The sequence below is a fragment of the Paenibacillus sp. PK3_47 genome, from assembly GCF_023520895.1.
Lineage (GTDB): Bacteria > Bacillota > Bacilli > Paenibacillales > Paenibacillaceae > Paenibacillus_AQ.
The window spans coordinates 5,615,092-5,639,791 of record NZ_CP026029.1 but is presented as its reverse complement, the minus strand read 5'-3'; the positions used below and the strand labels follow the sequence as shown (position 1 = coordinate 5,639,791).

Here is a 24,700-nt window from a genome sequence, read left to right as displayed (position 1 = left end):
CTCTACGTGTGCTCCGTCTGTGCTCCGTGTACCTCGTTTGCCCGTGTGCCCCATGTACCCCGTGCCGTCAACCCCTATTTCGCCTGCCTCGAATGCTCCTCGCGGTATTCGCTCGGGGTTCTGCCGGTCGCCTTCTTGAACACCTGGGTAAAATATTTCGGGTCCTGGTAGCCTACCAGCGGTGCCACCTGGTACACCTTCACCGGGCTGTTCTGCAGAATATCCTTGGCCTTTTCCATCCGGCAGCAGGTCACAAATTCCAGGAACGTATAGCCTGAGACCTGCTTGAACAAGGTGCAGAAATGGCTGATGCTGAGGCCGGCCACCTCGGCCACTTCCTCAATGCTGAGGTCTTTATGATAGTTGGCTTCAATATAGCGTTTCGCTTTATCCACGGCACTCCGGCCGTCTTCGCGGGCTAAGGTCTTATTGCTGCGCTGCATCCATTCACGGAATTCCCGCTTCAGGAGGTCAATGACATGATCCAGTGTGCTTAGCCCTTGTAGCCTGCCCAGCAGGCCTTCCAGCGTCAGGTCCGGCTGCATATTCAGGTCCTCGAACTGCCTGTAGAGCACTACAATCATTTCAATGATAATCCGCTGGGCAAGCTCCCTCGGGAGCGCCTGTGCTTCGATGAAGCAGGCCATTTCATCAAAAAGCACCAGCATCCGTTCCATATTCAGCGTGCGGATGCTCTCAATCAGCGAAATTTCCAGCTCTTTCGGATATTTTACCTCGCGCTCCGGAATTCCGGCCGTCTCCTCTTCAATAAATACGCCGGCCTGACCGGAGTAAAACCGCTGAAACAGCGCTTTGGCGGCCAGCGGGTAAACGGTGCTGAGCTGGTCAATCCCCTGCGTACTGCGGCTGATGCCAACAGAGCAGGACAGTTTGGAATATCTTTTGATCCCGGCAATCAGCTGTTCTCCCAGCTCACGTTTGCCCACACTGAGGCTTCCCGGGAACAGCAGCACCCACTCCCCGTTGTAGAACGGGAAGACAGACAGCGCCCCGTTATCCAGAGACCATTCCTCCAGGATATTCCGGACCGCGAACAGCCAGAGATGCTTCTCCTCGGCGCTCCATTTGGCCGTCAGGGCAGCGTAATCGTCCAGCCGGACCACCGCCATGAAATATTCGCCGTCCAGCTCGCTGTTCTCCAGCCATTTCAGATGCTGCAGCGGACGCGGATTGCCCAGGGTAAATTCGGCAAACATCCGCTCCCGGGCCAGTGTCGACAGCATCTGCACCGAATGCATAAGCTGTTCGTTTTCCTTCTGCCAATCGAGCTTCTGCTTCGCCCTGCTGAGCATTTCCGTCAGTTCATCATGGTCGATCGGCTTCAGCAGATAGTCAAAAGCACCCAGCCGCAGCGCATCCCGGGCATATTCAAATTCGCCGTAGCCGCTGATGAAGATGAAGATCAGCTTGGAGCTGCGCGGAAGCACCTCTTTCATCAGGGCAATTCCGTCGATCACCGGCATGCGGATGTCACTGATCACGATCTGCGGTGAAATTTCGTCAATCAGCCGCAGGGCAGCCTCTCCGTTCTTTGCTTCTCCCGCTATGGTAAGCCCCAGCTCTTCCCACGGAATCGCCACCTTCAGGCTGCGCAGAATAATCGGCTCATCATCCACCAGCAGTACTTTGTATCTCTCTTGCCGTGCACTCATTGCCCCCACACCCCCAAGAATTATTGAACTGCCGAGCTTTGGATCAGATTCCAGTACTGCTGTGAGGAAGTCTGCAGCTCCTTCAGCGCCTCATCCCCATTTATCCCTCCGTCAATCATATTTTCAATGACAGTAAGGAAGGTTTTTTTGACTTCAGGAGACAGCAGATTGTCATATGGCACGAAGCTCTGCTTGTTCTTGTCCATGATCTCCATAACCTGTGCAAATACCGGTCCGGTCTTCTCCGGATCAAAGGCAATCCGCATGGAAGGGATTCTCAATCCTTCATACACAATCCTTGTCTGAATTTCTTTCGTATAAAAGGCCTTCATCAGCTCCAGCGCCGCTTCACGTTTGGCACCGGTCAGGCTCGAGGATAGTCCGATTCCGATCGTATATCCGCCCGCGATGGAAGGCTCTGTCCCTTTGGCAAGTGCAGGGAACGGAATGACCCCCACCTCATTCTGAAAACCGGGAGGTGCTTCGTTACCGGAGAACAAATTAATATCCCAGTTGCCGTTGAGATACATGGCTGCCTGGCCGCTGGTGAACAGCTTCACCGCATTTTCCGGCGACAAATCGTTGGAGGACGGGCTGAAGGCCCCTTCCCCTATCCACTTTTCCAGATGCCGGAACGCCTGCGAATAGGCTGTATTCTGAAAAGTAGCGTGATCTTCGCCGGTAACCAGCTTCTGGATCAGTTCAGGTCCGGCGTACCGGTCCATCAGATAATGGGCAAAAATCAGCGCTGGCCAGCGGTCCTCATTGCCGAGAGCAAAGGGAATAACCCCTGCATTTTTCAGTTTCCGGACCGCTGAGTCCAGTTCATCTACCGTTTCGGGAATCTTGATCCCCAGTTTGTTGAACAGTGTTTTGTTAAAATAGAGCGGCTCGGCGTTCCCTTCAATCGGCAGTCCGTAAATATGATTATCAAAGGTCCACAGATGCAGATCGCTGAACTGGTTCCTGAGACCGTTCTCCATGACAAAATCGGTCAGATCCATCAGCCTGTTGGACCGTACATACGGCTCAATCTCTGCACCGCCGAAAAGCACAAACATATCCGGCGGCGTACCGGTCACCATCTCGTTCTTCAGCTTCTGCTCCCGGTGAATGGTCTGGTCAAGCCCTTCGAAATTCACTTTGACATTGGGATGGTCCTTCTGGTATTCCTGAACCACCTCTTCATAAATCGCCAGCAGCGGCCGGTCATGCTCCTTGATCCAGAAGTGGCGGAAGGTCAATGTGATTTTCTCGGGGGAATTATCTTCTATCGGCTCCCTGTAGCCGAAGTTTATGAACAATACCGCCCCGGCCATCAGCAGGATATAGAGCAGAATCCAGCCCCATTTCATCACCCATCTCACGGCTGCCCGCCTCCCTTTCATCCCGTGTCTGTTTATGTTCATGGCTGGATTCTCGGAATACGGATACAGATTGTAGAACCGAAGCCAGGGGAGGAGCATACTAGGATGCCATAGGGATTGCCGAACCGGATATTCAGCCGCTCATGCACGTTCTTCAGTCCAACGCCGCTGTCGCTGTACTTTTTGGGATTGCTGTGCTCGTTGTTCCATAAGCTCATTAGTGTAGGCAGATCAAAGCCCGGGCCGTTGTCTTTCACGATGATAATAATATCCTTTCCTGTCTCATGCGCGCTGATTGTTATATTTCCGTGCTCTTCCATCTGCTCAATGGCATGATATAAAGCGTTTTCGACAATAGGCTGTACGATCAGCTTCTGGGTCATGACGTGCTTAAGCGGGTCAGGCAGATCAATCCGGTACGAGAATTTGTCTTCAAAACGGAATTTCTGGATATCAAGATAATGCCGGACATGCTCAAACTCCATCTGCAGCGGGATAAGCTCCTGGTTCTGGCTGATACTGATCCGCAGCAGCCTGCCGAGCGATACAACCATTTTGCTGATATCCCTGTTCCCCGCCAGCACAGCCATCGAGTTGATGGATTCGAGCGAATTGTATATAAAATGCGGGTTGATCTGCGCCATCAGCGCCTGCATCTCCGCCTCCTTCTTGCGGCCCTGCTCGGTCTGCACCTGCTCAATCAGCTCGCTGATCTGCGCGCTCATCCGGTTGAAGCCGTCGATCAGATGATCGCTTTCATCATCCGAGCGCAAAGGAATCGTAATGGGAGTGTAGATTCCCTGCTTGACCCGCTTCATGCCGTTGACCGCACTGTTGATGCTGCGCACAAGCCTGCGGATGAAATAGCGGTCAAACAGGAAGGCGGACAGCAAAGATACTGTGGACAAAATAATAGCCAGATTGCGGATGGAATCCGACTCCGAGGAGATCAGGTTCATGGGCGTGATCGCTACCAGACTCCATTCGGGATTATGGGAAGGAAGGAAAGTAATCAATGATTTCTCCCCTTGATAATTGTCGATGTAATAGTCCTGAGCCTTGGCATACCCTTCCTCCAGAAAAGGAAAACGGGTCAGCTGCCCGATATGCTCGCCGGATTTGTTAAATACGATATTCCCCTGCTTATTGACCAGCAGAATATCGCCTTTCTTCAGCGTGGCTGCTTCCCAGAAGATCTGGTCCAGCAGATCAGGCTTGACGTAGACGACCAGATAACCGATATCCTCCAGTGAAAAAGAATCCTTGATGACCCTGGCATGCACCAGCACGGGATTGCCGGAATTTTCTGAACCGTTCTCTCCGGGCCCGGACCATACCGGCCGGCCTTCCGCCTCTTCCATAGCACGGTACCAGTTCTGGTGGGTCATCTCACTGAAGGACATCGGAGCGTTATACTGATAGAGCAGCCGGTCCTTGCCGTACAGGCTGAACGAAGTGATCATTGGATGATTGATCAGCAGGTTATTAATGTCCTGCTTGATGTCATAGGTCAGTACAAAATCCCGCTGCTTGAGCGGTTCCTGGATTTTGGGCTGAATAATCGCCGAATTGGTAATATTCGAAATTTCGCTGAGGGCAAATTTGAGCTTGCGGTCTGTCTCCAGAAGGGAGATCCAATAGAAATTGCTTGATTTCTTCTCCATGGCATTGGAGAAATTCACATATGTAACTATGCCCATCACGATTACGGGAATGAACACAAGAAGAATAATAGCGAACAAAATTTTACGGCGGAGCTTCATAGTTCCTTCCCTTCCTCCTGCTGTCTCTGCCCATTATTATTCTTCAAGGGACTTCCTGTTTCCTTGTTAATCATAAAAAACTGTGTCAGCTTTTAATTGCGCCTGAGGTAAGTCCGGCAATAACCCAGCGGCTGAACAGCAGGAAGACGATCAGCAGCGGCAGTGTAGCCGTAAAGGTCGCTGACATGATCATGCCGTAATCCAGCCCGTCGCGTGTAGTGAACAGCTGCTGCAGGGCGATTTGAATCGTATAATGTTCCTTGTTCTTCAGGACAACAAGCGGCCAGAAGAAATCATTCCATACCGTCATAAAGTTCAGGATGCCAAGCGTCGCCATGGCCGGAGTGATTACCGGAACGGCAATATTCCAGAAGATCCGGAAATGTCCGCCGCCGTCAATGCGTCCCGCTTCAATCAGCTCTGTCGGCACAGCGGAGGAGATGTACTGGCGCATCCAGAAAATCCCGAAGGCATTCACCATCGCCGGCACAATCAGCGCCTTGTAGCTGTCGATCCAGTGCAGTTTGGCCATAATTACGTAAGTCGGCAGTACACCCAGCTGCTGCGGGACGATCAGTGTTGCGATAACGAACACGAACAGCATATTTTTGAGCGGAAACTCATATTTGGCAAAAGCATAACCGGCCAGTGTGCAGAAGAACACAACCGATACCGTTACCATTGAAGATACAAACAGCGAGTTGCCGAGCGCCTGGAAGAAGTCCGCTTTTTCCAGCACCCGCTTGAAATTATCGAAGAACTGGTCCCCTACCGTCAGCAGCGGCGGCACATGAAACACAGCCCCCTTGTCATTCGTGCCGACTACAAACATCCAATAGAACGGAAAGACAGAGATCAGCGCGCCGAGAATCAGCAGGAAATAAAAGCCCAATTTGCCGAAGAAGCCGAGATCATCCGGTTTTTTTCTGAACATACGCAGTGTACTCACGCTTTTTTCCTCCCAGTGTCTCCGCCTGTGCCTCTGGAAATCAGCATATTAAGGATGGAGAATAGAATTGTAACGAGGAACAGCAGGACTGCCGTAGCTGCCGCTGTACCGAAGAATCCGTTGCGGAAAGCTTCGCTGTAAAGATAGGTAACCATAGTGATCCCTTCCTGACGGGTGGAACCTGTTCCCGCTTGACCGAGGAATACATAAGGCTCTGTAAAGAGCTGAAGGGCACCGATCGTCGACTGCAGGGATACGAAAATAATGAACGGTTTAAGCAGCGGCAGAGTGATGGAGAAGAGCTGTTGTCTTCTGTTCGCCCCGTCAATCCGCGCAGATTCGTACAGATCCATCGGAATACTTTGCAGGCCTGAGAGGAAAATGATTGCATTGTAGCCCGTCCAGCGCCACATCACCATTGTGGAAATTGCAATTTTTACTCCCCACCAGCCGGAGTTAAACGCCATACTGTCGAGTCCCAGTCCGTTCAGCATCCAGTTGATCATCCCGTTGTTGCCGAAAAGTGTACTGAAGACGAGCGTTACAGCAACGATGGAGGTGATGTTGGGCATGAAATACAGAATGCGGAAGGTCTTTTTGAATTTGGTCATTCCAGAGTGCAGCAGAACCGCCAGCAGCAATGCCAGAAGCACCTGCGGCAGCGTGCCCATAAGCCCCATGATCAGCGTATTGGAGAAGGAAATCCAGAACGTCGGATCACTCGTTACGAGCTCGTAGTTTTTCATACCGACGAACTTCATCGGATTAAGGGCATCCCACTTGAAGAAGGATAAATAGAAGGTAAAGAATATCGGGTACAGTCCGAATATCGAGAACAGAATAAAGAACGGGGAAATGAAGGTATATGCAGTGATGCGGCTCCGTCTTTGTTCAGTTAAAAATGGGCGTTTGCTCTCGGCATGCGGACTCGTAATTACGGGCTGTGCCATGTCACACCTCCAGGGAAGATAAGAAAACTCCTGTAAATTCCAGAAATCCGGATTCACAGAGAATGAAGCTCTCCATGAATCCGGACTTTCAGGGATACCATTCTTTCGTGAATGATCCTAGCTGCGTTCTGCCAGGGTCTTCGCTTGTTTAACTGCTTCGTCCCACTCTTTGGCAGGGTCCGCTTTTTTCTCGATTACATTCTTGAGCGCGTTCTTGAAGAACGTGTCAGTCTGGTCATGCAGCGGTCCGTAGTATACCGGTTTTACGCGGTTTGCAGCTTTACCGAATTCAACGGCAGTCTGCTGTCCGGCAAAGAAATCATCTTTGAAATCAACGAAAGCAGGGTCTTCATACAGTGCAGGAATGGAAGGCATCAGGCCTTTGGTTTTGAACGATTCCAGCTGGCTGTCTTTGTTCACAAGGAATTGGATAAAATCATAGGCCACTTCGGGATGCTTGCCTTCCTTAGGCAAGGTGATGAAAGATCCTCCCCAGTTTCCTGCACCTTCAGGCAGCTGGGCGATTTTCCACTTGCCGGACGAATCCGGTGCGTTGCTCTTGATATTACCTGCCATCCATGCAGGCCCCATAACTACGGCGAAGGAACCGTCGCTCATGCCTTGACCCCATTCAGGCGACCACAGCAGATAGTTGCTGATCCAACCTTCCTGAATCCCTTTTACTGTGAAGTCATAGGCTTTTTTCACCTGCGGGTTAGTGTCGCCGATGAACTTGCCGTCTGCTTTGCTGAAATAAATTTCATCTGCAGACTGGTCACGCAGCGCGTTGTAAGTCAGGTCCGTCAAGTCGGAGAAGTACTTGCCAGTTTTGTCTTTGTACGCCTTGGCTACAGACGCAAATTTATCCCAGGTATCAATGGCTGCGCTGAAGCCTTCCGGATCTGCCGGCAGTCCTGCAGCTTCAACCAGATCTGTACGGTAGTAGACAACGGTAGGCCCGATATCTGTCGGAAGTCCGAGCTGGAAGCTGCCGTCAACGGAGGAAGCCTGTTTCCATTTCCAGTCCAGGTAATTCGCCTGAATGTCTTTGGCACCGAGATCGTTCAGGTTATAGAATTTGTCCTGTGCGCTGATAAAACGTTCCATGAAACCGATTTCAAGCTGGAAAATATCAGGTGCGCCGGAACCTGCCGACAATGCTGTAGTCAGGTTGTTGTGGTGGGCCGTCTGGTCACCGGTGTTCTGGATTTTGATCGTAACGTTCGGATGTTCCTTTGTGTACTCAGCCGCCAGCTCTTCATAGTTGACGTTGCCGAGTGTCCAGAATGAAAGCTCTACCTTTTCGGCAGGCTCTGCAGCATCTTCAGTTGCCGCCGGAGCATTTGTGCTTGCTGCGTTGTTACCTGCATTCTCTTTGTTTGCGTTGCTGCCTGCATTATTGTTGCCTCCGCATGCGGCCAGCGTGCTGACGAGCATGATTGAAGCCAGTGTCAACGCAAGTTTCTTTACTTTATACATTCCTCTGTACCCCTCTCAAAGGTTTCTCTTACAAGACTTAGTGTACAGTAGAGGAATGATTTTTTTGAGGAGGCAAACTTCCGATTTGTGGTGGAAATAATTACGGTGAGGCCGGTGACGGTTCTACAGTTTCTGCTGCCGGTATTGGATTTATCACACCTGCGCAGGTATACTATTTTTATTTCCTCTTATTTAATGACAAAAGGAGAGTACTTCCATGCCCATCAACCGTCCTTTGCTGACTGACCGGGATTTGCAGGAGGCCGTTGACCGCAAGCTGCCTGTCCGTGTCTTTCAGGATGATCACCTGGTGAATTCCGGCGCTACCGTCGTACGTTTCACCGATACCGATGTTGTGATCCAGTCCCGGGTCAGCGACTTGACGTATTATTCCCGCGGCAGCTGCCAATTTTATGAGGTCAGATCATAATGCAAAGAAGCCGGACAAGCGCCCCAAGGGGAACATGTCCGGCTTCTGTTTTACTTCTAAATTCAGTCTATAACTTCTACCGTTTCATTTCGCTGGTAGCTCTCAGCTTTTCGTTCAGGATATCCTGAAAGCTTTGAGTCTTCTCTTCCGTTCTCTGCTGCCTTGGCTCGACCACGGGTTGAGGTCTAAAAAATTGATGATTGAAAGCCATAAGATTATGTACCGTCATGCTCATTAATGTTCCCCCTCCTTCCGTAATCTTCACCAATTGCATATAATTTGCGTATACTTTGCGTCGTTGCGCAATATGTTATCCCTTATTTAAACCGTTCCTTCCATTCCTAAACAGTTTTTTTGCACTTTAAGGAAAAAAAAGAACAAAGCAACTAAATTCGTTACTTTGTTCTGCTTTAAAATATCTATACAGTTATACACGTCTTAGTATGCGTTAAAAACGGAAGTTACGCCGGCGGGTAATGCACGAAACTCCGGGCCGTATCCCATATCCGCTGAAATTCAGCCAGCAGCTTCTCCCGGCGGATCTGTCCGCCGATATAAGCCTGCATCTGCACACTCATCTGTGAGGTGGTCGCCTCGTACCCCGGATAGCGCTGCCACAACCAAGGAAGCGTCTTGCCTTCTTTCATATATGACATGATATCCGCAGCCAGCGGCCCTAACTGGCCTTCCGGAACCGACATGTCCTTAAGGGCGGGAATCAGCCTCGCATCCACGACAAACTTCCGGCCGGCACCGGAGCTTGCCAGCCAGCGTAAAAATGCCTTGGCCTCCTCCTTCATTGCCGAGCTTTTGAGCACGCCCCAGTAATTCGCCACCCCGATCTGAAGTTTATCCATCCTCACGCCGTCATCATTCACCGGCATTGGCAGGAAGCCGATGTCCAGATCCGGAGCCAGCTTATCCAGCTGCAGCTGCGTCCAGCTCCCCTGCTGCATCATCGCCGCCTGTCCGTCTGCAAAATGAACCACCTGAGTATAATAATCAGTCTGCAGCGGTGCCTCCTGACCATATTCCAGCGTGAGGTCAATCAGATCCAGCCAGGCTTCAAACGTTTCATTCCCGGTCAGCCTGGCGCTGCCGCTGCCGGCTTCTTCAATGAACTTCTCCGGATCGGGCTGCAGGGCAAATGCAGTATTCAGCAGATGATTGCCGAGGACCCACCATTCCGCGTAGCCGTTCTCAAACGGCGTGATGCCGGCTGCTTGAAGCCGCTCCGCCGCTGCTCTCAGCCCGCTGAGCGTCACCGGCGCGGTTTCAATTCCCGCCTTGCGGAAAAGGGCCTTATTGTAAATAAAACCCCAGCCTTCCATCGCGAGCGGCATCCCGTAGATTTGCCCATTCTTTATAATGCCGGGTCTAGCCAGCTCCTGTATCTCCTCTGCCCACGGTTCATCGCTAAGATCCTCAAGGTACTCCTGCCAGAGGTCCAGGTCGGTATATCCTGCCACGAAGAACAGATCCGGCTTGTCGCCGGAGTTAAACCTCGTCTTCAGCTCCGCGCTGTAATCGCAGCCCCCGCCGCAGGTATCGAGCTCAATTTGCACGCCGGTTTCTTCCTGATATCGCTGCGTCAGTGCATTCAGCTGTTCTGCCATCTCCACCTTAAAATTAAAAATCTTCAGCGTCCGCACAGATTCCCCTCTATTTCCCAACTGATTTCTTCCTGCGTCTGACTCATAGATGACTCCGTTTCGCCCCCCGCAGGCCGCAGCAGCAGCAGCAGTGAGCAGGAGTATTGCTACGGTTAATATAAATCGCTTGGACCTCATCGCATTGTCTACCCCTTCGTCGCAAGATGGCTTTATAACCAGTATAAACGCCAGTCCCTGCGGGAAGATACGAAGAAATATTTGCCTGCGCCTGTCCTTGGGTCCTTGCCGGTATCCCAATTCTCAGCTTGCCTTAGCTTTATCTCGGCCAGCGCTCTTCCTTGGACATCAGCGGTTCGAACGGCTGGTGCGGCTCTGTCTGATACCAGTATGCGACCGAAGCTACATCGTCCTGACGCTCGAACAAGCCCTTTTTGTAGACTCCGATCTGCTGAACCGTCACTTTAAGGTCCTCATGGAACCGGATCGGGTCCAGTATATGCCAGCGGTAGAACCCGCGCATCGGCGGCGCGTCGTCATTATGATAGAAATTATGAACGGCCTCGTCATGAGCAGAATAATACGGGTACCCCATGTAAGGCGTACAGTACGTGTTCTCCACTGTCTTTCCGTCCTTCTGTGTCGCAAAGCTCCAGGCACCTCCGAAATAATCCTCCATCCCCGTACCGCAGATCGTCGGATATTCGTCGTCCCCGTCGATATACATCTTCATTTCGCCTTCTCCCCACCAATACCGCTCCAGGGTCGTCAGCGCGATATAGGTTCCCACGTACTGTCCTCGGCCCTTTACATTGTCCAGAATGACGTAATCCTCTGCCTTGCTGGTCATCCGCTGCCGCCTCCAATGGGCGTGGAAATAGGCGGTCTGCTCAGGCAATTCATCATGCAGGCAGTAATCGATCTGATAAAAAAGGGCCGGAATAGGCGCTTCATGCTGGTTCTCGATTTCAATTCTCGCTTTACGCCTAAACGGCATCGGGAAGTAGCAGTTGAAGCCCCGTGTCGGATTGACGACAATCGCCTGGGAATTGACGGTGCAGCCTCGCCCGAAACCGCTGCAGAAGAAATCCCCGAGCGGGCTTTCTACGGAAGGTTCAGTCTCATCATCCCAATACATGCGCAGCACCAAGTCCCTTAAGACAAAGGTGTCTGCTTCAGTCCGGTCGGTGACGGTGATCCAGATATGTTCGATGACACCGGGACCCTCAATATCAGCCAGCAAGGCAGTTGCGCCGGACGCTACGTCCCGGATGCAGGGAGAGCCTTTGCGGGAAGGGCCGAGATGGCTGGCCGCCATGCCTCCCTTGCCTTTTTCACCTTTCGGATTCTCAGCGTTAACGGCCCGGCTCCGGCAGGATTTGAGCAGGGGAAGCGCTGTAAGCCCTCCCACAAACGGATGTTCAACCATAGTATAGACTCCTCTCTCGTACACTTATTTTGTTCCTTGACAGCGTTCTTAGCTTATAATCAGCCTTTAACTCCGCCAGCCATAATTCCCTCCATAATCTGTCTCTGGAAGATCGCGACGAAGACGATAATCGGCACAATAATGATCCACCCCATGGCGCTGACCAGGTCCCACGGCACAGCGTACATATTGTCTCTAAGCGGCAGCTGCGTAATGGCTGTGGACAGCACCGAAATTCCGTTCGAGTAGAACAGCGGCGTGAAGAAGTTGTTAAGGCATGTAATAAAGTTGACGATACAGACGGTTGCCAGCGCCGGACGGAGCAGCGGTACGGTAACGTAAATCAGCGACTGATAAAAACCGCAGCCGTCGATGGCCGCCGACTCCTCGATCGAAACCGGGATATCATTCAGATAGTTCTGCAGAATCAGAATCGTAAACGGAAGAATGCCGCTGATATATAAGATAATCAGCCCCGTATACGTATCATACAGATGCACGCTGCGCAGGAAATCATACAGCGGACGGGCGGTAACGACATCGGGAATCAGCATGGATGCCAGCAGGAAGCCGACGGCAACGGCAAGACCCCTGGTGCGGAACCGGGCGAAGCTGAAGGCAGCCATAACGGACACGATCATCCCGATCAATATCGACAGTCCGACGATAATGGCGGTATCCCAAATTTTCGGCAGCAGCCCCACATTCTCAATCAGATAGCGGTAGCTGGCAAGCGTCGGATGATCGGGCCAATATTTGATCGGTTTAGAGAACAGCTCCCCCGCTGGCGTAATGGAGGAAATAAAGATCCACCAGAGCGGAAACAGGATCAGAAAGGCTACGATCAGGGCCAGGCCCCACATGAGCAGGGTGAGCGGCAGCGGTCTGGGGTTTTGGGTCGTCATCGTACATCGCTCCTTAGTAGTCTACGCGTTTGGCTGCGGACATGCTGAGCCCGCTGAGCAGAGCCATGACCAGAAACAGCACAACCGCAATTGCGGCGGCATAGCCCGTGTTGAGATTCGTAAACGCCTCGGTTGTTACCCGGTAGGCGATCAGTGCAGTACTTTCTCCGGGTCCCCCGCTCGTCATCGCATACACGACGTCGAAGGAGGTTATCCGCCACATTGTAAAGAAAATGCTCAGCATCAGAATATTGCGGGACAACAGAGGCAGCGTAATGCTGAAGAATGAACGGACGTGGCCTGCCCCGTCAATTTTGGCTGCTTCATACATTTCTGCGGAAATAAACTGCAGCCCGGCCAGCACCAAAATGGCGAAGAAGGGTAAATCCTTCCACAGGTCAACGGCAATGACGGCATAACGTGCCGTATTCGTATGGATAAGCCAGTCCAGACTAAAATTCGGGTTAAACCAGCGGACAAAATCATTAATCAGCCCGTATTCATTGTTGAACGCCCACTTTGAGGCCATAGCAATGACCACCATGGGCATGGCCCAGGGCAGCAGCACAATCGTCCGCAGCACCTTTTGCCCTGCGAATTTCATATTGAGAATAAGCGCAAGCGCAATACCCAGCACGATGTGGCCGATCATGGAGCCCGCTACAAAAATGGCCGTAAATTCGATAGAGGCGATCACCTTGGAATCCTGGAACATTTCAATGAAGTTACCGAAGCCGACGAACTCGCGGATCCCCCGCAGCAGCTTGACTTCGTAAAGACTGATGCGGAACGTTTCAATGATGGGATAGATGGTCGTGAACACCCGGATAATCAGCGCGGGCAGCACTAGAACCCAAGCTATCGCCCAATATTTTCGGCTGGCATACATGGACAGCGCCTCCTTTCCTGCGGCAAGGCTCGGATGAGCAAGTGACGGGAGCCGGCGCTCCCGCTGCTTGCCCTACCTTTGCGGTATGATAGTTACAGTTGATTTAAGGTTAGCTGGACGTTACTGGTAGCGTTCAACCGCATCCTGCGCTTTCTGGCAGAATTCGTCCAGCGTAATTTTATCCTGAATATAGTTCTGGAACAGCGTGCCCATCTCGGAGATGAATTCCATCGTCTGCGGGAGCATCGGGCGTCCGTGAACCTCATTGGTGGACTGGATCAGAGTATAGATTTCCTTAATGTCGCCGGTCACCGCTTCATTAGCTGAGACGTCTGCTCTGGCCGGGTAGCGGTCAAAATTCTTCCAGCCGCTCAGCTCGCCGTCCTCGCTGGCTACATACTGGAGAAATTTGATTGCCGCCTCTTTATTTTTGGAAGCCGAATTCAGCACATAACTCCAGGAATCGGTGAAAATGCTGCGTTTTGCAAATTCGGGCATATTAACCATATGGATCTGATCAGGTCCGTACCGGTTCGCCTGTTTATAATCCGTGCCTGTCCCCCACATGAACACAGACGCGTATTTGCCGTCAATAAATTTTTGGTTCATCTGCTCATATTTGTCCGCAATCTGATCGACTGGCGTCACCTTCCAAGTATTGGCCATGTCGTACATAAACTTGACCGCCTCGCGGCTGTTCTCATTGGTCCAGTCATAGTAGTCGCCACCGAACAAATTGACAAAGGTTGCAATTTCGTTAGAAACGTATGTCTTTTCCCAGGAGCCGCCGTAGCCGTACTGACCGTCCCTCGTTGTAGCCTTCAGAAAATTCACATAATCCTCTTTGGTTTCAATTGAGGTCATTCCGGCTGCATCCAGCTTCTTCTGGTCGACCCACAGCGCGAGATAGCCAGTATAGCTTGGGACGCCGAACACATCGCCTTTGGCGGAGGTTAGCATATCCTTCATATAGCCCTGTGGCAGCTGCTTCATAATATCCTCAGTCAGCACCGTATCCTGCAGCGGGTCCAGCCAGCCGGCGTTTTTAAAGGAAGTGGCCATTTCATCGTTGATTTCCAGAATGTCCACAGTGCTGTCGCCCGAAGAAAGGATGGTGGAAATTTTCTGCTGACGGGTATCTGAATCGGTCGGTGCGGCGACCCAATTGATTTTGACCCCGCTTTTCTCCTGCGCTTCATCCAGCCAGGCCTTAAAATTTGGATTGGTGGATTGAATAGTGTAGAGTGTAATTTCATCCTTGCTGCCTGCTGTATCGGGATCCGTGCTATTCGCCTCACTGCCCGCATTTGAGCCTCCGCCCGAGCATCCGGCAGTTAATACCGCCAGCGACAGCGAGCCTGCCATCAGTAGGGATGACCATTTTTTCATACCTTAACCTCCCTGTGTATTATCTTGTAAGCGTTTCACACGATCAGTATACTAACTTTACCGTGAGCGGGAATACAGCCGATGTTGACCAAAAATGTGTAAGATTGTGACCTCGGTCTTTTTTTTCGCGCCTAGCCAAGAAAGCCTATTGACCCTTTGTTGGAAGCGGTGCTAGACTGTAAACCAATTCGCGGAGTAAGGGGGAACGCTTTTGAGATACCGCAGCTTCCGGGGCAGCATACGCTACAAGCTGAGCGTCTTTCTGATGGCCGCCATTCTGGTGCCGATCGCCGCCTCCATCCTGATTTCCTATTTTTACACCAAACTCTCCTTAAAAGATGATTCCATCCGCGAAAATTCAAACACGGTCCGCCAAGGGACCACCAGCCTTATGGGGCAGCTGAACGCAATGAACAATATCTCCCTGTACGCTTACAACAACATCCGGATGACGAACAGCCTGTATAACATTCTGGTGCAGGGACGTAGCGACTTTATGGTAGAGAACAATATTTATTCCGGCCTGCACGCCATTGAGCAGTCCGCCAGGGATATTCAGCAGGTGTATTTGTATTCCGATCTCGCCGACCAGTCCTGGCTGCTGATCGACGGTTATCTGAAGCGCGGGCCGGGCAGCAGCGGATTAGACGGTCATTTCGTGCAGCCGCTTGATAAAAACGATCCTTTTCTGGAGCCGCCCCATCCTTCGCATAATTACGGCATGGAGGAATTTCCGTACAGCCCTTCCAACACCGTATTTACCATTCACCGTCCGGTGTACCGGGCACCGCTCAAGGAACGGATCGGCGTGCTGTCGATCGACTTCAAGCTGGATGAATTCCGCAGTATCATGAACATGCTTTATGATAAGGGCCAGGAGAATATCTATCTGCTGGACGACACCGGAACTGCCATCTATACCTCCAGGGAAGAAGAAATCGGCACCAAACCCGACTATGCTTGGCTGCAGCATGCCCGCTACAGCTTCACGGGGGCCGGCCACTTTGACTGGCGCGGGGACGACGGCTTCAACGGCATCGTCGTTTTCGAGAAGTTCGAGCTGATCGGACGCATCTGGATCGTCGCCAAGCAGATTCCTGACAGCTACCTGTACAGCAATGCGGCAAGTGTGCTGCGGATCAATATGCTTGTGCTGCTGACCTTTCTGTTCATTGCAATCGCCGCCGCTCTGTTCGTCTCGGTCATGGTAACGGCTCCGATCAAGCGGTTGACCGAATCGATCCGCAAGATCAAGCTCGGAAAGCTCCAGTTTGACAGCGATCCGGACCGCAGTGATGAAGTCGGCGTACTCGGCAGCGCAATCAAAAACATGGTCGATACGATCGATAATCTGATTATGCGGGAGCTGCGGCTGGAGCTGGCCAACAAGGATAATCAGCTGAAAGCGCTTCAGGCGCAAATTAATCCGCATTTTATTTTTAATACGCTGCAGTCTATCGGCTCGGTCGCCCTGCACCATAAGGTGCCGCGGATTTACGAGCTCACCTCTTCCCTCGGCCTGATGATGCGCTACAACATGAATACGGAAGAACCAGTTGTTCCGCTATCCAAGGAAATTGCCCATGCACAGGCTTACCTGGAGCTGCAGCAGCAGCGGTTCAAGGACAGGCTCCGCTACCGCATTGTAACCAGCAGGGACGCCGCCCTTGACACGCCGGTTCCCAAAATGATCCTGCAGCCGCTTGTCGAGAACTGCTTCAAACACGGCTTCGAATCGGCGGAACAGGCTGAGATCACCATTTCAGTGGAAGGCGGCAGTCAAATACTCAGCGTTACGGTCACCGATAACGGTCCCGGTGTCACCCCTGAGCGGCTGCTGGAGCTTCAGCTGCAGATTGCCAGTGAACAGCCGGGCGGCACAGAAGGCGGCAGCATCGGCCTGATCAATGTCATCTCCCGGCTGCGCCTTTTCTTTAACGATAAAGCAGCTGTAACAATCGGACATGCGGAGCCGCACGGCTTCTCCGTACACATCGGAATCCCCCTGACGGAAGGAGCGATATACCATGAAAGTACTGATCGTCGATGATGAATCCGACGTAAGGGATTCTATCCGGCTGCTTGTGGACTGGGAGGCATTTAACATTACGGACATTCTGGAGGCCTGTGACGGGGAAAAAGCGATGACGCTGATTGTGCGCGAACGGCCGGAGATTATCTTCACCGATATGAAAATGCCCAATATGGACGGCATGGCGCTGCTGAAGTGGATTGAAGACAAGTCTCCGTCCTCCAAAGTGATCGTGATCAGCGGCTATGACGATTACACTTACATCCGCAACACGATCAAGCACGGCGGAATGGACTACCTGCTGAAGCCGATCAGCCGCAGCGAGCTGCTTGAGGCGCTCAGCCAGGCCTCAGCAGCCTGGCGCAGGGAAGAAGAAGCCCGCAGTCTCAATATTCAGAGGGAGGTAGAGATCAACAAAACGCTGCCTATGTACTGGGACAAAACGCTCTCGGCCCTCGTCTCCCGGCCCGGCTCCCAGCCTGGAGCCGCAGATGAGCTGCGCGCTGCGTTCGGCTGGTCTGCGGCGGTGGAATGCCAGGTTGTAATGCTGCTGACCGATCCGCTTCCGCGCACCGTTCTGGGTAAATTCGGGCGCAATCCGGATCTGCTGCATTTTTTGATGGGCAATATCTGCAATGAGGTGATCGGCCTTGTCCGCAACGGCTATGCCTTTAAACATACGGACCCGAATTACGGTCTTGTCCTGCTGCTGACCGGAGAGCTCGGGCAGACAGATTGTAAGCTGAAAGCGATGAATGACGCTCTGTACAGGGTGCTCGGGGCGCGTTTCCGCTTCGCCTGCGGAGATAGGGTGTCCTTCCCGCAGGGCATTCCCACCGGCTTCCAGCAGACACTTCAAACCGCGCGCGGGATCTCGTTTCTGGATGATACACCGATCTATCATTTCGGTGGGCCCTCCTCCATGCCGCCTGCCCAAAGAACCGTGCTGGCCGATTATGCCAGCCGAATCACGACAGCGGTCCACCGGGGAGACGCTGCCCAGATCGGGCTGGCGGTCTCCGGCTGGATTGATGCGGTTGTCCGGCGGCAGGCCGTCACGTGGGAGGATCTGAAATACTGGCGGTACGAATACGAGCTGCTGAGAAGCCGGCTGCTTCAGGATACGGCGCCGCCAGCCGGCGAGCCCGCTCCCTCCTCCTTCCCCGGGCTGTTCCCGCTGGATAAAAACGGACGGTTATCACTGGAAGAATGGCGGCGGGAGTGGACAGAGGCGTTCGTAGAAATTGCCGGCATTCTGAAGGAATCCCGGCTGCAGGAGAACAACGCCATTTATGAGATTAAGCGGTATATCGACCTTCATTACATGGACAATTTGACGCTGCAGGAAATTTCCGGCGAGTTTTTTCTTAGCCGCGAATATGTTTCCCGGCGCTTCAAGCAAATGTTTAACGAGAATATTTCGGAATATCTGGAAAAGGTCCGGATTGATCACGCCAAGCTGCTGCTCTCCGGAGGGCAGCATAAAATTTCCTCCGTCGCCGAGATGGTCGGTTACCAGGACGGGCGGTATTTCAGCAAAATCTTCAGCAAGTTTACGGGGAAGACGCCGAGAGAATGGCGAAAGGAATCAGAGTCTTAACCGGGATCAGCAGGTCAAATTTACGGATTTCACCCTTTTTCCCCATGCTCTTACTATGGACACTCTGCGGCATAGGGTATGCCACTTCAGCTTATTCTCCGTATATGTTATCGCTGTAAAGACATGGTATAATTATCCTGCCTTGCAGCTTAGCTGTCATTAAAAGTTTTGGTAACACCATTATAACGGAGGGAATTCATGATCAAAATATTCGGCTTTTTTCTGCTTTTCCAACTGTTCGGCAACCCGTTCATCGCCTTAATCATCCTGCTGGTTATCCTGTATTTTCTGGACCGCCGCTATGTCGGCCTCTTCCCCAGCATCTCCAAGCCATTCCGCAGAAGCCGGCAGATTTCCAGATTGCGGACCACAATATCGCTGAACCCCAACGACGTCTCCTCCAAGTTTGAACTGGCCCGTCTGCTGTCCGAGCGCAAACGTTATAGTGAAGCCAAGGAGCTGCTGACCGGGATCGCCGACCGCTATGAACAGTCCGCTGAGTATTGGGTGGAGCTCGGGTTTGTCAATCTGAAGCTTGGACTCCTTCCCGAGGGGGAAGCGCAAATGCTGCAGGGTCTGGAGATTAACCGCCGGGCACAATACGGCCAGCCTTATCTCCGCCTGGCTGAAACATTCCGCGGCATTGACCAGGACAAGGCGCTGTATTATGTCGGCCAGTTCCAGGAGATCCAGTCCTCCTCCAGCGAAGCTTATTATCTGGCAGGCTCCATGTACAAGATACTGGGCCGGGATGCAGATGCGAAGCAGGCGTTTGCCGAGTCGATTGCCATTTACCGTTCACTGCCCAAGTATAAGAAACGGCAGGAGCGCGGCTGGGCGCTGCGCAGTTATTTTGCCAAGCTGCGTTAGAACCTGTACATAAGCAATACCCGGTAATTTTATGCTGATGCACACCAAAAACCTCTGCTGTCTACCGTTCAATCCGGGAACTTGCAGAGGTTCTTTTTATAATTCATGGAGTAATTCAAATGTAGTTGGTTTCCTCCACCTAATTTGGTCATTTTTCACAATTAAAGATCTTTAGTTGGAAATTCTCCAGTTATTTCAGCGAAAAAATGCCTCCGGAGACTAAGCCAGTTCATTGAAGCGGAGTTTTTCCCGCTAGTATTGGAATTCCGGTATTTGCCGAAGAATTAGGTGGAGAAATTCCATTTATATAGATTCCATTAGGTTAATTCAAGTTCATTCCATTTCGCTTAAGCTGCACGCATCCCAGGAGGACAATTCACCTGCCAAATTTGGCAAACAGAGCTGCATTAACCGGTCATCTAGGGCTTAATCCTCGTCTTCCTGCTCCTCGACCTCATAGACACAGCGGAACATTTCGATCCCGGCTGCATTCTCGCCCAGGCTGTATACCATGAACCCCAGGCTGCGGTAAAAGTCAGCTGCGATTTCATCCTCCGTTTCTGCCAGAAGGTAACGCGGTTCCCGGGCGGTCAAAAGCTCAAGGAGCATCCCGCGGGCATATCCCTTCCCCCTGTTCTCCGGAAGCACGGCAATGTGACGGATTTCCAGAGACCCGTCCTCGGTTTCCTCAAAGCCGAGCAGGCCGACCAGCACCTCCTCTTCTTCCCAGCCGCAGAGCTGCAGCGCAGCCTGTTCACTATATTCGGCAGAGGTGCGGCGAAGCGCCTCCGGGTCATCAATTACAGCATACGCCAGCAGTTCAGCCACTTCCGGCGAGTTAACACGCTGCTTCAAATCAATCAGCATAATAAAAGTCTCCTTTAAGATTTTTTCTCTTGTTTACCGTCTCTTCTTCAATCGCAGCAGCACATACCCTGTCCAGACCCCGAGCATGTTAAGCAGGAGATCATCAATATCAAAGCTGCCTACCCGAAGGAGCATTTGCATGGTCTCCAGAATCAGAATGTAAAGAACTGTATATCCGGTCAACAGGATTATGGAGTTCAGCCTTGCATTTACCAGCGGCAGCAGAATGCCAAACGGAACAAATACAGCCACATTCCCGAGCAGATTCACCAGCCTGCCTGTGAACGGCACCCCGTTATCCAGATCGAAATAGAGTTTTACTGTACGGAGAGGTTCAAGATTGTACTGCAGCCCTCCGTCTGTATGAATGGTGCGTCCAAATCCGATAAACATCCAGTAGACAACAGCACCTGTGTATAAAAACAGCAGCAACCACGCCCAAATCCGGCGCGGTTGTCCACGTTTCCTTATCACCCGTTTATGCGGAGATTTAGAGATGATTCTCACCCTCAACAATTTCAATGCTGCCGTCGTTTTTCCCGATGATGGCCATATCGGCAATTCCGATGAACAGCCCGTGTTCCACAACACCTGGAATACTCTGCAGGGATAACGCCAGCTCGGGTGCTGAAGTAATGGTGTCAAAGCGGCAATCAGCGATGTAGTTCCCGTTATCTGTCTTATAAAGGTCATCCCCGCTGCGCCGCAGCGCCGCACTGCAGCCCAGCTTATTCAGCTGCGCGAGCGTCCATTCCCAGGCAAAAGGGATAATCTCAACCGGCAGCGGGAATTTGCCCAGCGTTTCTACAGCCTTGCTCTCATCGGCTACCACGATCATGCGTGTACTGTTCACCGCGACAATTTTTTCGCGCAGCAGCGCTCCGCCGCCGCCTTTGATCAGCTGCAGCCTGCTGTCCAGCTCATCTGCACCGTCAATCGTCAGATCAAGACTGTCAATATCGCCAAAAGCAACGAGAGGAATACCGAGTTCACGGGCCTGCTCCTCAGAAGCGCGGGAGGTGGCTACTGCCGTAATCTTCAATCCCTGCTGAACCCGTTCTCCCAGCTTGCGGATTGCCCAGTACGCAGTAGATCCCGTACCCAGCCCTACCTTCATTCCGTCCTCAACATACTCAACCGCTTTTTCAGCAGCCAGCTGCTTTACATTGACACTCATTTCATTACCCCCATGTTATCCGTTATAATATATTAAACTTAAATCTATAATCACCAGGAGGATCCCGGATGAGAACCCAAAATCAAATCCAGTCCAAAATTAACGAATTAACGGTGCAGCGCAGAGCTTTGGAGTCACGCCAGGCCCCGCTCGCCGCAGATGATCCGCAGAATGTAACCTTAAGCGCCCAAATCTCCCGGCTTGAGGATATGATTATCATGCTGGAATGGGTGCTTAATGAGCCTACCGGCAAATATCATGCCTGAGTGGCCCCAGTCAGGATAAAACTTTCCCGTAACACAGGCTGTCCGGATCCCCAATATAAGGTCCGAACAAATCAATCGGCCGGTACCCGTGCTTCACATAAAGTGCTATCGCTTCCGGCTGCTTGATACCGGTCTCCAGCCTGATTTCACGGCAGCCTGCCGCCTGTGCCCTTGCTTCCAGATCCAGCAGCATCCTGTTCGCAATCCCCTGCTTGCGGCAGCCCGGATCCACATAAAAACGCTTCAGCTCCATCACCGAGCTCTGCGGATCAAGCGGCCGGAGCCCTCCGCAGCCGACAGGCCTTCCCCCCTGATAAGCCACTACGAACGTCATTTCCTTTACTTTAGGATCGGAAAAATCGACGACATAGATGGTCTCATGCGGATAACGCGCCTTCAAATCCTCGTCCAGATCTTCAATTAACGCCCGCAAATCCCTGTTCTCCGGACCGACTTCTGTAAAACTCACTTCAGTTATTGGTGCCATCCGTTTCCCTCCGCTATTGTCCAAATTCTCTTTGTCTCAATTTGATGATGGTTAAGTATAACTTTTCAGCGTTTCCTTATATAACTCGGCATTCTCATGCTCGAAGCATACAAACGAAATCATTTTCAGCGGAAAAACAAGAGGGTCCTGTGCATTGACATATTCAGTAACCGTCCGGAGCGCTGTCCGGCAGGCCAAGTCTTTGGGAAAGTTATAGACCCCGGTGCTGATGTTAGGAAAAGCAATACTGCGCACTCCCCTGGCACCTGCCAGATCAAGGCTGCTGATATAGCAGTTAGCCAGTGTAGCCGCTTCGCCGGCGTTCCCGCCTTTCCAGATCGGTCCGACCGTATGTATAATTCCCTTAAACGGCAGCCTGCCGGCACTTGTAACAGCAGCTTCCCCAGGCAGACAGCCCCCTTGGGTCCGGCGGATTTCGGCACATTCTTCCGCAATCCGCGGTCCGCCGGCCCGGTGAATCGCACCGTCCACTCCGCCGCCTCCGTAGAGTCCCGAGTTCGAGGCATTTACAATCATATCGCCTTCAAAGTGTGTAATATCACCTTGACGGACGGAGACAGCGACATTATTTATAATGATTTGCATAGCCTGTTTCCTCCTTAAGCGCAGTCTGCAAACTCTTGACCAGCTCTTTTTCACCTCTGCGCATAGCATTGTCTGTATACGAAGTGTAATTGTACAGTGTGCCTTGAACTGAAGCTTTGCGGATATTCCCTGTCATCCAGCTCTCCGCATCCGTCAGCGTCATTTCGCCTGTTCCGGCAGGAACCCGGCACAGTGCCATTGTCGTGCCCCGCTCCCCGCTGGCGAACTGTTCGTCCGGCGCCGAAAGCACAGTAAACTGAAATAAAGGTACAGCTTCCGGCCTCTCCTCCTGGTGTGCAAAGTCCTCATAATATATAGAGTACATTAGCAGACCGGTCGGGACCGCAGATTCCGCAGCTTCCCGTTCGGCAATCAGCCTGCTGTTCTGATAAGCGAGAAGTCCGGCGGCCAACAGCAAAAATACAGCTGCTCCCGCAACTACAGTAATCATTCCTGCCACCTGCCATTCCATACGAGTTACGCAATACCGTTACTATATTATCACGGAGTGCAGGCAGCGGGAAATGGTCCGGTAGGCAGAACTGAAAAATCTATCACAATCTATAAAGTTAATTTGAAATATTCATATTAACAGTTGAAACTTTGGATGGCATGATTCATAATGAAGTTGTGCTTACGGTTTGTCAATCCATAAGAGATCAAGGGAGGAAACACTCACAATGAAATTTTTCTTGGATACCGGAAATATTGAAGAAATCAAACGTATTACACGCCTCGGTTTGGTGGATGGCGTTACGACCAACCCTTCGCTGATTGCCAAAGAAGGCAGATTGTTCAAAGAAGTCATCAAAGAAATCGTTGAGATTGTTCCTGGTCCGGTAAGCGCCGAGGTTATTGGCCTTACGACAGAAGAAATGCTTAAGGAAGCGCTGGAAATTGCGGAATGGGCACCGAATGTCGTAATCAAGCTGCCAATGACGGAAGATGGACTGGCTGCCTGCTATGAATTGACCAAGAAAGGCATCAAGACCAACGTTACCCTCATTTTCTCCGCCGCTCAAGGCCTGATGGCTGCCAAAGCCGGCGCAACTTATATCAGTCCGTTCGTCGGACGCCTGGATGATATCGGTGTGGATGGCATGAAGCTGATCAAAGACCTGAAGACCATTCTTACCAACTACGGCCTGACTTCCGAAATTATCGCAGCCAGCATCCGTAACATCGCACATGTGGAGCAGGCGGCCATCGCCGGTGCACACATCGCTACGATCCCTGGTTCCCTGCTTCCATCGCTGTGGAAACACCCGCTGACTGACAACGGCATTGAGCGCTTCCTGAAGGACTGGGAAACTGTTCCGCAAGAAGCCAAATAAGCCGTTATTTAGCTGATACAAGCACCTCTTCAGAAATGAATGGATCCTGCCGGATTTGTTCATTTTCCGGGAGGTGCTTTTTGCTGCACTCTGATCCTTAATCTGCATTGACAAATTTACTTGTTATATTTATAATTGTCAAAACAAGTATTTATGAAGGGACGATGGATGATGCCCATATCCTCACCGCAGCAATTCCTCGGGTTTCTGCTCGGCTCCACCCACCGGCGGATTTCCAATGGTTTTGCCCGGGCTTTGAAGCCCTATGATATTACCCCTGAACAATGGTCGGTGCTGCTGATGATTGCGGACCGGGGCGGGATTAACCAGAAAGAAGTGGCCGCCGCTGCCGCCAAGGACCAGCCTACGACCGCACGGATTGTTGAACTGCTTCAAAAGAAGGGATTTATAACGAAATCCACGAGCCCCAGCGACCGGCGGGCTTTTTTGCTGTATGCCACAGAGGAGGGCAAGGAGCTTATTGAAAGCACACTTCAGCTGGAAGAGCAGAACATCAATGCCGCAGTTGCTGGCCTCACACCGCAGCAGCTGGAAGAGCTCCGGGGCATGCTGGAGCTGATCTATCACAACACCGGAAATTCACATCAAGAATAGGAGCAACAATATT

At 51.8% G+C, this 24,700-nt stretch carries 25 protein-coding genes; 7 read left to right on the top strand and 18 right to left on the bottom strand.

The genetic code is table 11. From position 1 onward, the window contains the following. Window positions 1-74: 74 nt before the first annotated feature. From C2I18_RS24515 to C2I18_RS24490, 6 genes are all read right to left on the bottom strand, one after another. Window positions 75-1,673: a response regulator gene (locus C2I18_RS24515; protein WP_249898329.1), complete on the bottom strand. Its 1,599-nt coding sequence runs from the start codon at window positions 1,671-1,673 to the stop codon at window positions 75-77. 20 nt (window positions 1,674-1,693) lie between these two features. Further along, window positions 1,694-3,061 (bottom strand): ABC transporter substrate-binding protein, encoded by a 1,368-nt coding sequence (locus C2I18_RS24510; RefSeq protein WP_249902226.1) that lies wholly within the window; start codon window positions 3,059-3,061, stop codon window positions 1,694-1,696. A gap of 17 nt (window positions 3,062-3,078) precedes the next feature. Next, window positions 3,079-4,803 (bottom strand): cache domain-containing sensor histidine kinase, encoded by a 1,725-nt coding sequence (locus C2I18_RS24505; RefSeq protein WP_249898328.1) that lies wholly within the window; start codon window positions 4,801-4,803, stop codon window positions 3,079-3,081. Between the two features lie 85 nt (window positions 4,804-4,888). Continuing rightward, window positions 4,889-5,752, bottom strand: coding sequence for a carbohydrate ABC transporter permease (locus tag C2I18_RS24500; RefSeq protein ID WP_249898327.1), 864 nt, complete (start codon window positions 5,750-5,752; stop codon window positions 4,889-4,891). Then, the gene (locus C2I18_RS24495; RefSeq protein WP_249898326.1) at window positions 5,749-6,702 is read right to left on the bottom strand and encodes a carbohydrate ABC transporter permease; all 954 of its coding nucleotides are present in this window, start codon (window positions 6,700-6,702) and stop codon (window positions 5,749-5,751) included. The genes C2I18_RS24500 and C2I18_RS24495 overlap by 4 nt, the downstream gene beginning before the upstream one ends. A gap of 117 nt (window positions 6,703-6,819) precedes the next feature. Continuing rightward, the gene (locus C2I18_RS24490; protein ID WP_249898325.1) at window positions 6,820-8,181 is read right to left on the bottom strand and encodes an ABC transporter substrate-binding protein; all 1,362 of its coding nucleotides are present in this window, start codon (window positions 8,179-8,181) and stop codon (window positions 6,820-6,822) included. Between the two features lie 217 nt (window positions 8,182-8,398). On the opposite strand from C2I18_RS24490, the gene C2I18_RS24485 reads away from it, so the two are divergent. After that, window positions 8,399-8,611, top strand: coding sequence for a hypothetical protein (locus tag C2I18_RS24485; RefSeq protein WP_249898324.1), 213 nt, complete (start codon window positions 8,399-8,401; stop codon window positions 8,609-8,611). A 76-nt stretch (window positions 8,612-8,687) separates the two neighbouring features. Here C2I18_RS24485 and C2I18_RS24480 read toward each other — a convergent pair whose 3' ends face one another. From C2I18_RS24480 to C2I18_RS24455, 6 genes are all read right to left on the bottom strand, one after another. After that, window positions 8,688-8,846 carry a hypothetical protein gene (locus C2I18_RS24480; protein ID WP_249898323.1) on the bottom strand — a complete coding sequence of 53 codons (159 nt, stop codon included), beginning with the start codon at window positions 8,844-8,846 and terminating at the stop codon, window positions 8,688-8,690. 226 nt (window positions 8,847-9,072) lie between these two features. Beyond that, complete coding sequence (locus tag C2I18_RS24475; protein WP_249898322.1) at window positions 9,073-10,284, bottom strand: ABC transporter substrate-binding protein; 1,212 nt, start codon at window positions 10,282-10,284, stop codon at window positions 9,073-9,075. 256 nt (window positions 10,285-10,540) lie between these two features. Further along, on the bottom strand, window positions 10,541-11,650 hold the full coding sequence (locus C2I18_RS24470; protein WP_249898321.1) for a glycoside hydrolase family 172 protein: 1,110 nt from the start codon (window positions 11,648-11,650) through the stop codon (window positions 10,541-10,543). A gap of 59 nt (window positions 11,651-11,709) precedes the next feature. Further along, window positions 11,710-12,555, bottom strand: coding sequence for a carbohydrate ABC transporter permease (locus tag C2I18_RS24465; protein ID WP_249898320.1), 846 nt, complete (start codon window positions 12,553-12,555; stop codon window positions 11,710-11,712). Window positions 12,556-12,568: 13 nt separating this feature from the next. Then, a complete protein-coding gene (locus C2I18_RS24460) occupies window positions 12,569-13,444 on the bottom strand; it encodes a carbohydrate ABC transporter permease (RefSeq protein WP_249898319.1) in 876 nt (291 codons plus the stop codon). 120 nt (window positions 13,445-13,564) lie between these two features. Beyond that, the gene (locus C2I18_RS24455; RefSeq protein WP_249898318.1) at window positions 13,565-14,833 is read right to left on the bottom strand and encodes an ABC transporter substrate-binding protein; all 1,269 of its coding nucleotides are present in this window, start codon (window positions 14,831-14,833) and stop codon (window positions 13,565-13,567) included. A gap of 211 nt (window positions 14,834-15,044) precedes the next feature. Here C2I18_RS24455 and C2I18_RS24450 point away from each other — a divergent pair, with 211 nt between their 5' ends. From C2I18_RS24450 to C2I18_RS24440, 3 genes are all read left to right on the top strand, one after another. Next, complete coding sequence (locus tag C2I18_RS24450) at window positions 15,045-16,883, top strand: cache domain-containing sensor histidine kinase (protein WP_249898317.1); 1,839 nt, start codon at window positions 15,045-15,047, stop codon at window positions 16,881-16,883. After that, window positions 16,861-18,465, top strand: coding sequence for a response regulator transcription factor (locus C2I18_RS24445; protein WP_249898316.1), 1,605 nt, complete (start codon window positions 16,861-16,863; stop codon window positions 18,463-18,465). Before C2I18_RS24450 ends, C2I18_RS24445 begins: the two co-directional genes overlap by 23 nt. 198 nt (window positions 18,466-18,663) lie before the next feature. Continuing rightward, complete coding sequence (locus tag C2I18_RS24440) at window positions 18,664-19,335, top strand: tetratricopeptide repeat protein (protein ID WP_249898315.1); 672 nt, start codon at window positions 18,664-18,666, stop codon at window positions 19,333-19,335. Between the two features lie 426 nt (window positions 19,336-19,761). On the opposite strand, the gene C2I18_RS24435 is transcribed toward C2I18_RS24440, so the two are convergent. Genes C2I18_RS24435 through rpiA form a run of 3 tightly spaced genes read right to left on the bottom strand, consistent with a single transcriptional unit; the run spans window position 19,762 to window position 21,379 of the window. Continuing rightward, window positions 19,762-20,202, bottom strand: coding sequence for a GNAT family N-acetyltransferase (locus tag C2I18_RS24435; RefSeq protein WP_249898314.1), 441 nt, complete (start codon window positions 20,200-20,202; stop codon window positions 19,762-19,764). Between the two features lie 33 nt (window positions 20,203-20,235). Beyond that, on the bottom strand, window positions 20,236-20,676 hold the full coding sequence (locus C2I18_RS24430; protein ID WP_249898313.1) for a VanZ family protein: 441 nt from the start codon (window positions 20,674-20,676) through the stop codon (window positions 20,236-20,238). A 16-nt stretch (window positions 20,677-20,692) separates the two neighbouring features. Beyond that, window positions 20,693-21,379 carry a ribose-5-phosphate isomerase RpiA gene (rpiA, locus tag C2I18_RS24425; protein WP_249898312.1) on the bottom strand — a complete coding sequence of 229 codons (687 nt, stop codon included), beginning with the start codon at window positions 21,377-21,379 and terminating at the stop codon, window positions 20,693-20,695. Between the two features lie 68 nt (window positions 21,380-21,447). On the opposite strand from rpiA, the gene C2I18_RS24420 reads away from it, so the two are divergent. Beyond that, complete coding sequence (locus tag C2I18_RS24420) at window positions 21,448-21,645, top strand: hypothetical protein (RefSeq protein WP_249898311.1); 198 nt, start codon at window positions 21,448-21,450, stop codon at window positions 21,643-21,645. Between the two features lie 10 nt (window positions 21,646-21,655). Here the strand turns inward: C2I18_RS24420 and C2I18_RS24415 are convergent, their stop codons facing one another. Genes C2I18_RS24415 through C2I18_RS24405 form a run of 3 tightly spaced genes read right to left on the bottom strand, consistent with a single transcriptional unit; the run spans window position 21,656 to window position 23,189 of the window. Further along, entirely contained in the window at window positions 21,656-22,132 is a 477-nt protein-coding gene (locus C2I18_RS24415; protein ID WP_249898310.1) for a GNAT family N-acetyltransferase, read from the bottom strand. A gap of 51 nt (window positions 22,133-22,183) precedes the next feature. Next, complete coding sequence (locus tag C2I18_RS24410; protein WP_249898309.1) at window positions 22,184-22,738, bottom strand: macro domain-containing protein; 555 nt, start codon at window positions 22,736-22,738, stop codon at window positions 22,184-22,186. Beyond that, window positions 22,719-23,189, bottom strand: coding sequence for a hypothetical protein (locus tag C2I18_RS24405; RefSeq protein ID WP_249898308.1), 471 nt, complete (start codon window positions 23,187-23,189; stop codon window positions 22,719-22,721). Before C2I18_RS24405 ends, C2I18_RS24410 begins: the two co-directional genes overlap by 20 nt. A 229-nt stretch (window positions 23,190-23,418) precedes the next feature. On the opposite strand from C2I18_RS24405, the gene fsa reads away from it, so the two are divergent. Both fsa and C2I18_RS24395 read left to right on the top strand, forming a co-directional pair. Next, entirely contained in the window at window positions 23,419-24,072 is a 654-nt protein-coding gene (gene fsa, locus C2I18_RS24400) for a fructose-6-phosphate aldolase (RefSeq protein ID WP_249898307.1), read from the top strand. 168 nt (window positions 24,073-24,240) lie between these two features. Continuing rightward, window positions 24,241-24,687 carry a MarR family winged helix-turn-helix transcriptional regulator gene (locus C2I18_RS24395; RefSeq protein WP_249898306.1) on the top strand — a complete coding sequence of 149 codons (447 nt, stop codon included), beginning with the start codon at window positions 24,241-24,243 and terminating at the stop codon, window positions 24,685-24,687. The last annotated feature ends 13 nt before the right edge of the window (window positions 24,688-24,700 follow it).